11 protein-coding genes are annotated in these 13,296 nt (G+C 64.3%); 5 read left to right on the forward strand and 6 right to left on the reverse strand.

Features of this window, described 5'->3' with window-relative positions; genetic code table 11:
• Positions 1–1,149, forward strand: coding sequence for an SUMF1/EgtB/PvdO family nonheme iron enzyme (locus Pan44_RS10090; protein ID WP_145029748.1), 1,149 nt, complete (start codon positions 1–3; stop codon positions 1,147–1,149).
• A gap of 77 nt (positions 1,150–1,226) precedes the next feature.
• Here Pan44_RS10090 and Pan44_RS10095 read toward each other — a convergent pair whose 3' ends face one another.
• Positions 1,227–2,750, reverse strand: a complete 1,524-nt coding sequence (locus Pan44_RS10095) for a hypothetical protein (protein WP_145029750.1) — start codon at positions 2,748–2,750, stop codon at positions 1,227–1,229.
• 77 nt (positions 2,751–2,827) lie between these two features.
• On the opposite strand from Pan44_RS10095, the gene Pan44_RS10100 reads away from it, so the two are divergent.
• Together Pan44_RS10100 and Pan44_RS27345 are read left to right on the forward strand one after the other, a co-directional pair.
• Positions 2,828–3,418 carry a Fur family transcriptional regulator gene (locus Pan44_RS10100; protein WP_231754271.1) on the forward strand — a complete coding sequence of 197 codons (591 nt, stop codon included), beginning with the start codon at positions 2,828–2,830 and terminating at the stop codon, positions 3,416–3,418.
• 132 nt (positions 3,419–3,550) lie between these two features.
• Positions 3,551–5,560 (forward strand): DUF1549 and DUF1553 domain-containing protein, encoded by a 2,010-nt coding sequence (locus Pan44_RS27345; protein ID WP_197453994.1) that lies wholly within the window; start codon positions 3,551–3,553, stop codon positions 5,558–5,560.
• Between the two features lie 37 nt (positions 5,561–5,597).
• Here the strand turns inward: Pan44_RS27345 and Pan44_RS10110 are convergent, their stop codons facing one another.
• From Pan44_RS10110 to Pan44_RS10125, 4 genes are all read right to left on the reverse strand, one after another.
• The gene (locus Pan44_RS10110) at positions 5,598–6,305 is read right to left on the reverse strand and encodes an EscU/YscU/HrcU family type III secretion system export apparatus switch protein (RefSeq protein WP_145029751.1); all 708 of its coding nucleotides are present in this window, start codon (positions 6,303–6,305) and stop codon (positions 5,598–5,600) included.
• Between the two features lie 153 nt (positions 6,306–6,458).
• Positions 6,459–7,520, reverse strand: a complete 1,062-nt coding sequence (locus Pan44_RS10115; RefSeq protein WP_145029753.1) for a protein arginine kinase — start codon at positions 7,518–7,520, stop codon at positions 6,459–6,461.
• 206 nt (positions 7,521–7,726) lie between these two features.
• The gene (locus tag Pan44_RS10120) at positions 7,727–9,070 is read right to left on the reverse strand and encodes a hemolysin family protein (protein WP_145029756.1); all 1,344 of its coding nucleotides are present in this window, start codon (positions 9,068–9,070) and stop codon (positions 7,727–7,729) included.
• A gap of 144 nt (positions 9,071–9,214) precedes the next feature.
• Positions 9,215–10,384, reverse strand: a complete 1,170-nt coding sequence (locus Pan44_RS10125) for a polysaccharide deacetylase family protein (RefSeq protein ID WP_145029758.1) — start codon at positions 10,382–10,384, stop codon at positions 9,215–9,217.
• 69 nt (positions 10,385–10,453) lie between these two features.
• On the opposite strand from Pan44_RS10125, the gene Pan44_RS10130 reads away from it, so the two are divergent.
• Both Pan44_RS10130 and Pan44_RS10135 read left to right on the forward strand, forming a co-directional pair.
• Positions 10,454–12,019 (forward strand): hypothetical protein, encoded by a 1,566-nt coding sequence (locus tag Pan44_RS10130; protein WP_145029759.1) that lies wholly within the window; start codon positions 10,454–10,456, stop codon positions 12,017–12,019.
• A gap of 99 nt (positions 12,020–12,118) precedes the next feature.
• Positions 12,119–12,547, forward strand: a complete 429-nt coding sequence (locus tag Pan44_RS10135) for a thiol-disulfide oxidoreductase DCC family protein (protein WP_145029761.1) — start codon at positions 12,119–12,121, stop codon at positions 12,545–12,547.
• A 68-nt stretch (positions 12,548–12,615) separates the two neighbouring features.
• On the opposite strand, the gene Pan44_RS10140 is transcribed toward Pan44_RS10135, so the two are convergent.
• Positions 12,616–13,050, reverse strand: a complete 435-nt coding sequence (locus Pan44_RS10140) for a hypothetical protein (protein WP_145029763.1) — start codon at positions 13,048–13,050, stop codon at positions 12,616–12,618.
• Positions 13,051–13,296: the final 246 nt, after the last annotated feature.

The raw sequence follows: 13,296 nt of genomic DNA on the forward strand, positions 1-13,296 counted from the left end.
ATGGCGAGTTCTCCCGCAACGAACTTCAGGAGCACTGTCGGGATCGAAATGATCCGGGTTCCTGCCGGCTCCTTCACGATGGGGAGCCCCGAGTCCGAAGACGGTCATTGGGCCTGGGAGCAGGAGCGAGTCGTCGAATTCGCCAGCGACTTCTGTTTGGGGAAGTTTCCGGTCACGCAGGCCCAGTACCAGGCCGTCACAGGCGTGAACCCGACAGAGCACGAGCACGCTCCGAACGCGCCGGTGACGACGCTGAAATGGGAATCGGCCGCCGACTACTGCCGGGCACTTACCGATCTCGATCGCGAAGCGGGAGTGCTCCCCGAAGACTGGGCATACCGCTTGCCGACGGAGGCGGAATGGGAATACGCATGCCGGGCCGGAACCTCAGGACCGCATCATGGTCCACCCCTGGACGTCGCGTGGTACCACGAGAATGCGAACGAATCGCCGCACCCCGTCGGACAGAAATTGCCGAACGCATGGGGCTTCCACGACATGCTGGGCAACGTCTGGGAATGGTGCCAGGACTGGTTCTGCTTGCGGAATTCCACCCGGTCCGTGCGCGGCGGGAGCTACTACAACAGCGAACGATTCTGCCGCGCGGCTCAGCGATTCGGCTTTGTGTCGTTCCCCGGACGCTACCTGGGCTTTCGAGTGCTGGCCGCCAAGCAAGGACCGTTCGATCTCAGTCCGCCGATCGATGGCTATCCCCCGCAACACTTTCCATGGCCGATCTTCGATGCGATCGACGCGAATGATTTCAACCTGGCATCGCGAATCGTCGCGGCCGATCCCACGGCCGTCGAATCGCCGGACGTGATCCCGCCGCCGCTTCACAACTGCATCTACGACGACAGGCCGGAGATGCTGGTGTGGCTCCTCGACCACGGAGCCAACATCGAAAGACGCGACCAGGACTATGGCGCAACACCACTCTCCACGGCGATCGTGATGCGGAAGAAGCGCATGATCTCACTCCTGGTCGCTCGAGGAGCCAACACCGAAGGACAGTGGGAACGCGCTCTGGATGGACTGGCCGGCGCCTACGAAGAGGCCGATGCCCGGCTCGACCGCGAAGGCTACCGGGACATCGTGACGTTGCTTCAGGAGTTGGGTCTCCAGCGGTCACCGGCAGAGCGGCCATAGGCCGGGAGTCGATTCAAAACGAAAACCGGGGGCGAGTACCCCCGGTTCCGATCTTGTCGCTGCTACGACGCAGGCCCTTATGCCTGCAGCGCGGCGCGGGTCCGGCCGATCAGGCCGCTGTCCCTGTCGGACGTTCCCTTGAGGTTGAAGACCGCCAGCGCCAGGAACTGGTTGCGGAATTCAGGGCTGACGTGCGCGAAGTTTTCGAGCACGGCCGAGCTGAACTTGTAGTCGTGGGAATTGCTTCCCTTCTGGAAGACGAGGCGACGGGCCGCGTCCAGAACAGCTTTCGGATCGCCGCCGCCATTCAGATAGCTGCAGAGCTTGCGCGACGCACGGAGCTTGTCGCCAGAGACGTCGGCGAAGATCTCTTCCACCGTGAACGGGCCGCCCGACACGCCGCCCAGCGGCGCCACGTCCGAAACGGCCAGCTTCGCAAGCTGCCCGCGCCCCTTCGCGGCGTCGCGGAACAGGGCATTGAACGAGCAGGCCTGCAGCAACAGCCGCTGCCGCAGCGATTCGTCTTTCACCTGGCCAGCGATGTAGTGCAGGGCGTTGGCGCTGGTCAGTCCGTGCAGGGAGACGATTCCGGGCTGCCGCATCAGCAGTTCACCCGCGCTGACGAATACGCCATCCCACACGCTGTCGGCGCTCACGCCCGCCGACAGGATCTCCGCCGCGTTCTTCGCCGCCTCATGCGCATTTCCAATTCGGTGGGCTGCGATCAGTTCGTTCGTCGCCCCCGCGTCGATCCGCGTCGTCGCCGGCCGAGCCGTGATGAGCGCCGCGTTCTGCTTCCAGGGACGATCGGCCGCGAGGTCGTTCTTCGCGGGATTCGGATCGTTGCCGTGGCTCATCATCGCAAACGCCAGCGATCGCAGGACCGGCTCGGCATGCTGCCAGCCGATCACTTCGAGAGTCCGCCAGGCGTTCGCGAGGAAGATCGCCTTATGGCCGATGTCGCGGAAATCACGCGCGGCATAGCGGGCGAAGAGTTCAAACACCTCGTCCTTCTTCAGCGAACGCACGATGCCCGCGGTCGCCACATCCACTTTCTCGACGTTCCAGGTCTCCATCGCTTCGGCGAACAGCTTCGCCGCGTCAGGACCATGCGGAACTTTGGCCTCGTTCACCGGCTTCATCTTCCAGCCGGTCTTCGACGCCTCTTCCGCCTGCGTCGCCTTCACATAGTCGATCGCCCAGAAGATCGGCAGCCAGCGTTCGTCCTCGGGGCCCGCCGTACTCGCAAGATGGCAGGAATTCACGACCAGGACGCTGTGAAACTTGAAGCCGACGGACGGCCGCGGCTGCACGTTCCGGATTCCCGTCAGTTGCAGCGCCGCGAGCACTTCGCGATAGGGCGTTCCTTTGCGGATGACGCCTGCCAGCCGTTCGAGCACCTGCTCACGCGGCGTGTCTTCAATCAACCGGACGAGCGGCTCGATCTCAGGCGTGAACAGGACTCGATCCGAAACTGCGGCCGTTTCGCTGGCGGAAACGCGCGGGAGGGTCCCCAGAAACGCCCAATCGGCGGCCGACCACGCCATTCCACCCACGGCGGCGGTTTTGAGGAACTGACGACGATTTTTGGGATCGATCATGAGCGTTCTCCGTGAAACATCCGCAATGCGACAGATCAGACCCCGTTGATACTTCGGAGACGGCGCTGCGTCTATGCATGCGTCAAAAAGAATTGGAACCCACCGCAGCAACCCAACCGCTTCTGCAAGTCGAATGCATATATATAGACGTGCGGACTGCCGAGGCCTACGATGAATTCCTGAGGAATACGAAGGAGCAGGGGGCAGCCATGAGCGATCAGGTGCGGCGAGAGAAGCCAGACGAAATCCGCACGATCCGCTCGATGCTGAAGACGGCCGGCATCCGCGCGACGCCGGCACGGATCAGCGTCCTGCGCGAACTGCGTGCCTCAAGGTCGCCGCTGACACACGCCGACCTCACAGAGATCCTCGTCCCCGAGGGCTTTGACAAGGCGACTGTCTTCCGCAATCTGAATGATCTCGCGGAGGCCGGTCTCGCGAGCCGGACCGAACTGGGTGACCACGTCTGGCGGTTCGAGGCGGTTGATCCCGCCCATGCGGGCGAGGAGAAGCATCCGCATTTCGTCTGCGTCGAGTGCAAATCAGTCACCTGCCTGGGCGACATGGAATTCACCACCAAATCGCGCAAGCAGGCCTCCACCATCGGCAACATCACCGAGATCCTGATCAAGGGACACTGCAGCGCCTGCGCCTCCGCCGTGCCGTGAGCAAAAGACGCACGTCTCCGGCCCGACGTCGCCCCAACTCATGAAGCCGGCACACGACGACACTCGCTGATGGGCACTCGGACCACATGACTGGTATGCTGACGGGGCACCCTCGTCGAACGGCAGCCACCCATGTCGCGTCGCACTGCAAGCCTTGCCTTCTGCTGCACTGCATTGCTGGTCTTCGGCGCGGCTGGCCTTTTCGCCGACGAACCGGCCCCTGACGAGCCGCCGATCTCGGCCGACGATCGCGGGCACTGGTCCTACCGACCTCTGGCGACCGTCCATCCCCCCGCAGTGGCCGACACCACCTGGGGCAGGACGCCCATCGACCGCTTCATCCTCGCCCGCCTCGAGCAGAAATCGCTCCGGCCGATGCCCGAGGCCGACCGCGCAACACTCCTCCGCCGCATCACCTTCGACCTCACCGGCCTGCCCCCCACTCCCGGGGAGCTGCGCGACTTTCTCAGCAGCGAAGATCCGGATGCGTATGAACAGGTCGTGGACCGCCTGCTGGCGAGCCCGCGCTATGGCGAGCGCTGGGGACAGCACTGGCTCGATGTCGCCCGCTACGCCGACACGGATGGCTTCGAGTTTGATGCCATCCGCCCCAACGCCTGGCGCTATCGCGACTGGGTCATTGATGCGTTCGACCACGACATGCCCTATGGCGAGTTCGTCCGCAGGCAGATCGCGGGCGATCTGGTCGAGCCGGACAACCCGGCCTCGATCGTGGCGACAGGCTTCCTCCTGTGCGGGCCCGACATGCCCGACATCAACCTGCAGGAAGAACGAAGGCACACGGTCCTGAACGAGATGACCGGCGCCGTCGGCGAAGTCTTCCTCGGGATGCAGATGGGGTGCGCTGCCTGCCACAACCACAAGTTCGATCCGATCAGCCAGCTCGATTTCTATCGCCTCAGGGCCTTCTTCGAGCCGTGCGAACTCTTCCGGGAACAGCCGCTCGCCAGCGCCGAACAGCGACAGGCGATCGCCGAACTGCAGAAGCAACAGTCCGGAAAGTGGAAGGAGCTGGAAGCGGAGCGGAACCGGCTGATGGCCGAAGATCCGGAAATCAATGCCCCCCGCATCAAGGCGATCGACGGCGACCTGGCCAAACTGAAAGGGGCGTTGCCGGCAGGCGTTGCTCTCGGCCGGGCTGTGCAGCCGGCCTCGATGCCTGTGGAAAGCCGGCTGTACGCCCGCGGAGACTTTCGACGGATCGGCCCTGTCGTGAGTCCGGCCGTTCCGCGCGTGGCCGGGTCGGCCGCCGTCGAATCGACATTGCCTGAGGCCCGGACAACCCTGGCCGACTGGATCGCCTCACCCGAAAATGGCCTGGCCGTCCGGGTAATGGTGAACCGTATCTGGCTGCATCATTTCGGCCGCGGCCTGTCGGAGAACCCGAACGACTTCGGATCGATGGGAACGCCTCCCTCGCATCCCGAGCTGCTCGAATGGCTGGCCAACGAATTCGTGTCATCGGAAGGGAGCGTGAAATCGCTGCACCGGCGCATTGTCACGTCAGCCGATTACCGCACGGCCGGTCGCTCCGAGGCGGACCCGGCCCGGTGGAACGCGCTGCTCGAGGCCGATCCTGACAACCGCCTGCTCGGACGCATGCCCCGCCGCCGACTCGACGGCGAGGAAATCCGCGACGCCATGCTCGCCGCAGCCGGCTCCTTGAACGACGAACGATTCGGCCCCGGGGTCCGCCCGCCGCTGCCGGCAGAAGTCGTTTCCACACTCCTGAAAAACCAGTGGAACGTGACGCCCGGGAAGTCGTCACACACGCGCCGGAGCGCGTACCTGTTCGTTCGACGAAACCTGCGGTTCCCGCTGTTCGAAGTCTTCGACCGGCCCGATGCGAACCAGAGCTGCCCGCGTCGACACGAGAGCACCACCGCCCCTCAGGCACTGACGCTCCTCAACTCCCAGTTCACCTGGACCTGCGCAGAATCGCTGGCGACCGAGATCGCACGGTCGGCCCAGACGCCCGCGGAACAGGCTGACGCCGCCTGCCGAATCGTCCTGACGCGCCCGGCCACGCCCCAGGATGCCGGGCTGCTCGCCGAAGCCGGGGATCTCACGACCTACTGTGCCGCGCTCCTCAACGCGAGCGAATTCCTGTACGTCGAGTGACCCGTGGGCGACGCTGACCGTGTCGACAACGCACTCCTCACCTCCGCCGCGTCGCCGGAGTTCGTCCCGCTTCCTCCCGCTGCTCGTCGGCCGTCATCCGCAGTGAGGTCTCGAGCGTCCACCGACGGCGCACCACATCGAGAACGCAAAGTGCAACGACGAGCCCCGCGAGCTGCAGCGCCAGCAGCGACAGATCATCGCTCGTTCGGCGCAGCGTCGCTTCCAGCGAACCCTGCCATGCGCGGCTGAATTCGAACGTCTGCACGGCGATGAACGCGCCGCCAGCCACCCCGGCCAGCACCACGATCGACCACAGGGCGGTGACCACCTGCCCGGCCGAGAACAGGCGATTCATCCCTTCAAACGGGTTCACGCGGGAAAGGTCGGCGGACATCGCGGCCGGTGACCACTGGAACCCGGTCTGCGCCAGATTGACCACGGCGGCCGTTCCCCACACGGCCGCCATTCCCCAAACGGCGAACAGGCCAAGCGCGAGGAAGTCGCCCTGCAGGAGGGAAGCGGCGGAATCGAGATCGAGCGAGAGGGCCGGCCGTTCCTGGAGACGTGACTTCAACCGCGAGGCGAGCTGGTCGACGACGGCCGGGCCGGTCCACAGCCACAGGGCGGCCGCCGCCGCGAGAGAAACCGCCCCGGTGAATGCCGCGCTCCGCGCTGAGTATCCCTGTTCACGGGCCCACGCGCGCCGCCGTTCGGAAGCCGGCAATGTCCGCTCGACGTCTTCCATGCGTCAGGGAATCTGTCAGAAAAATGGGTGCCACTGGCTCCGCCAGTGCAATCAACAATTCGGCCTCCCATCCGGTTCGCACTGGCAAAGCCTGTGCCACCAGGAATCTGAAGCCTCAGGGAGCCTAATTCCAACAGCCCCGCCCCGCGAAGATCAGTTCGCCGAAGGCTCGACCAGCCGCTGGCGGAGATAGGCCGCGCGAACGGCGTTGCGATCCGCCGCGTCGCCCGCGTCGTCCCGCAGCTTCTGGAGATGGGCCGGCTGCGAATGGAGGAACAGCTCGTTGACGACCGGGATGGTCAGCTGGTCGACGAGCCCCAGGTTGATCCCAAGCCGCACCAGCGACAGCCGCTGCAGCGTCTCTTCGGAATTGATCGTCTGCGCGCTCTTCAGGATTCCATAGGCCCGCGACACCTGGTCGTGCAGCCGGTTGCGGTCCTCTTTGACGAGCGCCTGCCGCACCCGTCGTTCGTACTCGAGGATGTCCGGCACGACGCGTTTGACCGTCGAGACGAGTTGCTCCTCCGACTTGCCGAGCGTGATCTGGTTCGAGATCTGGTAGAAGTCGCCCATCGCCTGGCTCCCTTCACCGTACAGCCCGCGCACGGCCAGGCTCATCTTGTGCATCGCCTGGAAGACCTTCTGGATCTCCTTCGTCAGGACGAGAGCGGGAAGATGCAGCAGGACGCTGACCCGCATGCCGGTGCCGACGTTCGTGGGACAACTGGTGAGATAGCCGAACTCTTCGCTGAAGGCGAACGTGACGTTCTCTTCGAGTTCGTTGTCGAGCCGATTGATCGCCTGCCAGGCCTCATCGAGGGCAAAACCGGAGCGAAACACCTGCATCCGCAGGTGGTCTTCCTCGTTGATCATCAGGCTGATCGATTCGCGGGAATCGATGGCCACGCCCCGCGGGCCTTCTTTCTCCGAATGCTCGCGGCTGATCAGCTGCCGCTCGACGAGAAACTGGCGGTCGACCTGCGAGAGATTCTCGACGTTCTGGTAGACGAGGTTTCCGCAGCTGCCGACCGAGGCGATTCTCTCGCGAAGAAGCGATTCCACTTCAGCCCGGCCCGCGGCATCCGCCCGCGGCGGAAACGGGTACTCGACGAGGTTGCGCGCGAGGCGAATCCGGCTCGAGACGACGATGTCCGATTCAGCGCCCGTTCCGCGCAGCCACTCCCCCGTCGACTGAATAAACCGATCAAACTCCACGTCGATTGCTCCCTATCGCGAGGCGTCGGGCGTCACGCCCCGGTCCGGCGTCCCCTCAACTGCCGTCGCCAGACACTTATCACTGTATGCAATTGGCAGAGGCCGAAACAGGGCCGTTTTCGCCAGCGGCCGTGCTCCAAACGCCCCTCCACGACCCGGTGCGCCGCAAAATCGCCCCCCTGCCCGACCACGGGGAACGGAGCACTTCAGATCTCGACCGGCTCTCCGCCCCCTTCCGGCTCTGGAGGTTTGGGAGGCACGACGAGGATCCGGTCGATCCGAGCACCGTCCATATCAACGACTTCCATCGAAATCCCGAACCAGTTCACTTTCTCGCCGACACGGGGAATCCGCTCGAGCATCTGCAGCACGACGCCCGAAACCGTGCTGATGTCGTCCGGCGGTTTCAGGGACGGCACCTTGTCCTGGAGAAGTTCCACGAAGTCGTAAATCGGCATCGTTCCATCGACGAGCCACGAGCCATCTTCCCGCTGGACGTACAGCTGGATGTGGTCTTTTCGGTGCTCGTCGTGAATCTCGCCGACGAGTTCCTCGAGCACGTCTTCCATCGTGACGAGCCCTTCGGTGCCACCGAATTCGTCGACGACGATCGCCAGCTGAGTCCGATGCTCCTGGAACGTTTCGAGCACCTTGTCGAGAGTCATCGTGTCGGGCACGAAGACCGGCTTGTGCAGCAGCTTCCGCAGTTCCACCGGGCGCCCCAGGTAGACCTGCTGGAAGACATCCTTGATGTAGACGAATCCCAGAACCTGGTCGAGCGTCTCCTGGTAGACGGGAATCCGCGAGAAGCCCGCCATGGCGATCGAGCCCATCACTTCGTCCTGCGGCGTATCGACGTCGAGGGCCTCCATATCAACGCGCGGCCGCAGGATATCCTTGACCTTCTTGTCCCCCAGCTGCAGCGCCTCGATCGCCACGTCCTTCTCGGAAACGTTGAACACCCCCTCCGCGTGGCCCGTCTCGATCAGGTGCTCGATGTCTTCGATGGAAACGCTCGGCTCGTTCTCCGATTTCAGCCGGAACACGAACAGGATGCCCGTGGAAACCCAGCTGAGCATCGCCACGAACGGCCGCGTCAGCCGGCTCATGACGCTCATCGGAAACGAAACGACGCGGGCCAGAGGCTCGGCCCGCTGCAGCGCCAGACGCTTCGGAACGAGTTCGCCCAGCACGATCGACACGAAGCTGATGCCCATCGTGATCACGCCCAGCGACAGCGGGACGCGGTACTTCTGGACGACAGCGTACTTCGACGTCGACATCCACTCGGCGAGATCACCGGCCAACTCTGATCCGCCGAACGCGGCCGCCAGGGTTCCTACAAACGTGATTCCAACCTGGATCGTCGACAGAAACCGCCCCGGATCCTGCGACAGCAGTAACGCCAGTTTGGCCCCACGATCGCCCAGTTTCGCGAGTTGCTCGAGCCGTCCCCGACGAGCCGTCAGAATGGCGATTTCCGCTCCGGCGAAGAAGCCGTTGAGCAAAATAAGCAGCAGGACGATGAAAACTTCCACAGAGATGGACATCACATTCCCGCAGGACAATCGATTGATCGTTGCGGATTATAGGGCTCGCCGGTCGTCACGCGACCGAAGTCCGACGACCCGGCGGGCATGTTCCGAAAACGGCAGGCCCTGCCCGGGCGAGCAAAAGCCGCGTGGTCGCAGCCCTCAGGCGCGGGCAAACAGCCCCGGCAGCGTGTTCAACGCCTGAAACCGCGGCGCGCTCAAATCCGGCTCCATCGCGATCCGCGGCAGGCTGTAGTGGTCGGCCGTGCGCGCGTGCGTCGCGTCCAGGTAGCCCCCCTGGAAGTTGAACGCCCAGCGGAGACCGGCCTCCTGCATGAGCTGCTCCGTTTCGGAGGTGAACGCATCCGCGGTCCCCACGGGATAGCTGAACGAGTTCACCGTCCCGCCGAGAACGTCCTCGATCCGACGCTTCGACTCCGTGATCTCGAATTGCTGCTGCTCGCGGCTGCAACGGGCGAGGACCGGATGCGTGACCGTATGCGCCCCGATCGACTGGCCGGCCGATTGCAGTTCCCGGATCTGATCCCACGTCATCCAGGGGGCGAATCCGTCCGTCACCGGGCAGCGTCCGGAGCCGGTCGCCTCGGCAATTTCCTCCAGAAACGCCGGCCCCTCTTCGGTCGCCAGCCCCTTATAGGTGCGGAGAAGGGTCTGAATGACGGCCGAGGTCTCGTCGGCCCCCCAATTCGCTCGCGGCGTGCCATCGTGCGACAGCCGTGCGGGCCATTCGCGACGGACCGCCTGTTTCACCATCCAGGAGATTTCATCCCACCACGCCACGCGCCGGCCGTCGATGAATCCCGTGGTAATAAAGAACGTCGCCGGAATTGCATGGCGGCGCAGGACCGGCAGCGCCAGCTGGTAGTTGTCGAGGTAGCCGTCGTCGAAGGTGATCAGGACAAACCGTCCTGAGCGGTCGAGTGCGGAGGCCAGGTCGTCCATGCCGATCACGTCCGCGTGCGATTTGAGCCACGCGAGCTGGTCGTCGAATTGCTGCTGAGTCGCGCTGAAGACCCCGGAATCGAGCGGTGATGCGACCGCGTCGCCGATGCGGTGATAGTTGAGAACCAGCAGCCCGTTCCAGGGTCGCAGCCGGCGCAGGAGCGGGCCGATGCCGGTCGCGGCCAGCGCGCGGGCGAGGATTTCCTTCTTGTGCTGCATGGAACGGACGACGGCATCGGGGAGAGGAACCGCGGGGCAGGGTCGCGCCGGTACATCGCGCCGCTGCCAAAACGTCAGAAAACCATACGTCACTTCCAGCTGCGCTCGGGCGAAAGCCGTCTTTCCGCCGCTTCCGTGTACGCCGTACACTCGGATTACTCCGGTTCTGACGGCTCGGGCCCCTTCCCGTCCGGCTATCCCTGTGTTGAAGGACACGTCGTGCCCCGGCGCATTTGCAGGCTGTTCATTCTCGCCGCGGCGTTTCTGCCCGTCGTTTCACCCCCGCCCTCGGCTCAGGCCGCGCCACCAGCGTCCCCCGCACGCAACACGCTCTACGACCGCCTCCTGGGCGACTACGAAACACGCCACGCCAGATTCGCGGCCCAGGTGGAAATTTTGGCCGCCGAAGAGCAGGACCCTGCGGAGGCCCAACGGCTTCGCGCGCTGGCCGGCCCGCCGGAGGTCCGCTCGCTGCAGATGATGGAGCTGCCGGAAACGCCCACGCCTCCACTCCCGGCCGACCTGCCGGGCGCCGAACGCAACCGTCTCCTGCGCCTGCGGGCGCTCGAATCCGACTACGCCAACGACCTGTACAAGCTGGGGCAGAAAGCGAAATCCAACGGACAGATCAGCCTGGCGTGGCGGTTCATCCAGGAGGCGGCGTACCGCAATCCCGATCACGAAGGGGCTCGCACCAGCCTGGGCTATGTCCTCTACCAGAACGCCTGGACCACTCCCTTCCGCCGGCAGATGCTTGTCCAGGGAAACGTCTGGCATGACCGCTTCGGCTGGCTGTCCACGGACGATCTCCCCAAGTACCTGGCCGGAGAACGCCGCGCCAAAGATCGCCGCTGGCTTCCGGCCGATCGCGATGCAGCGATCCGCGCCGACTGGGCGAACGCCTGGGAAGTCGATTCCGAACATTTCCACGTCCGCTCGAACCACAGCCTCGAGCGGGCCGTGGAGATCAGCGTCGAGCTCGAACGGTTCCACGACTACTTCGTCCGCGAGTTCGCCCCGGTCTTCATGACGCCGCAGCAGATGCAGAAGCTCTTCCAGGGGGCCGGCGGCAAGGTCGGAACGAAGCGACACATCGTCCACTACTACCGGACGCGCGAGGAGTTTCAGAAGCGCCTCGTCGGCAAGCAGTCGGAGGCGGCCTTCAGCGACGGCATGTATATGCCCGACGATCGCATCGCCTTCTTCTTCGATCGCCCCGGCGAGAACGACCGCGTCGCCGAAACGATGTACCACGAAATGACTCACCAGATTCTCTGCGAGAGTTCGCTGAAGCTGGTCGGCGTCGGCAACTGGGACGAAGGCGATTTCTGGCTCGTCGAAGGCCTCGCCTGCTACCTCGAATCGTTCCAGCCGCTGGGACGCGGAGGGACCGTCGGCGACCCGGGCCACCTTCGCATCGACTGGGCTCGCCGGTTCCTTGTCGACGAAGAGTTTTTCGTGCCTCTGGAGCGGTTCACCGCGATGACCCAGCGTGAGTTCCAGTGCGCCGACATGGTCAACGGCCCCGCCCGTATCAAGCGGCTGCAGCAGCTCTATGCCCAGGCCGCGGGCGTCACCCATTTCTTCATGCACTCAGGCGACGGCCGGTATCGCGACGCGCTCGTCAAATACCTGGCCGACATTTACAGCGCCGACCAGCGGGTCCGGAAGAACAATCCCACGCTCGCCGAACTGACCGGCGTTCCCTTTGAGGAACTCGATCGGCAGTACCAGGACTACATCCGCGGACTGCCCGCATCGACCCGGACCGCAACGCGCCCGTAATTGCTGTTAATCGCCCCGTTCCGGGTCGGTTTCTTCCACAGAAAGAAACGCCGGCTGACTCGACAACACGAGCCTCCGGCCGACCGGAACCCAGGGGTCATGTCGACGGACTACGAAATCGAAGTGTTCTACGACGGCGGCTGCCCGCTCTGCCGGCGCGAGATCGACATGCTCCGCCGACGGAATCGGCGTCAGCGCATCCGCTTCACGGACATTGATGCGGAGACGTTCGACCCGGCCGCCGTCGGCAAGACAATGGATGAACTGATGGCCGAGATCCACGGGCGGCTTCCCGATGGCTCGGTCATCAGCGGCGTCGAGGTGTTCCGACGGTTGTACTCGGCCGTCGGCCTCCGCTGGCTCGTCGCGCCCACGCGACTGCCTGGCATCGCGGCTCTGCTCAACGTCGGCTATCGACTGTTCGCACGGAACCGCCTGAAACTGACCGGCCGCTGCAAAACGGGCGTCTGCCGCTCGCCAGTTGCCTCTTCGCTGGAAGGTCAGACGCCACCGAAATGCTCGTCGTGAGCGAGTGACGCGCCTGGGCCTGCGAGCGAACCAGCCTGTCGCCCGATCCAGGAGGATCGGAGGTGAGATCAAGGCTTCGATTCCATCGCTCTGGCGTCTTTTCTCGAAAGCGGGTCCGTGGGACCAAGCCGCTCTTCCGGCCTGTGCCCCAGCCGGACGATGTACTCATTGACGAGATGGTCGTACCGGGCGCGATTCTCGTAGGTTGGCTCAAACTTCGAATGCAGCGATTTCAGCGCCTCGATCACCTTCCCGGTGTTCCCTGCTTCGAGTTCCAGAAGTGTGGTGTCGATCAGCCCCTTCGACGCACTGCCGTACCACGCTTTCGAGTTGAATCGCTCGAACGAGCCCACGCCAGCTGCGACCGCGTAGCACATTCCGATCGCGCAGCATCCCAGCGCAATCCGCAGTCCCCGACGGGCCTGGAACTCTGATGCCAGCCACGCCACCGGCATCGCGAGACAGAGAAAGAGAATGAGCTTGATCTGATTGGGAAGGTCCATGCCAGTCAGGCTACCAGACGAGTCTCGAAATCGGCCCGAAGACCCAGGGCTGGTCACTTTTTCAAGATGGGCCAATTCGCCGTTGGCTCGCGTCGTTGCCGCAGAATGACTTGCGGAGACGAGAGACGACCGTCTGTGAAAAAGTGACTCGCCCCGCCCCAATCCCAATCCGCCAAAGCACTCCCGAGTCCCGAGTACCGAGTACCGAGTACCGGCCCCCCCCCCCCCCCCCCCCCCCCCCCCCCC

The organism is Caulifigura coniformis (assembly GCF_007745175.1).
GTDB lineage: Bacteria > Planctomycetota > Planctomycetia > Planctomycetales > Planctomycetaceae > Caulifigura > Caulifigura coniformis.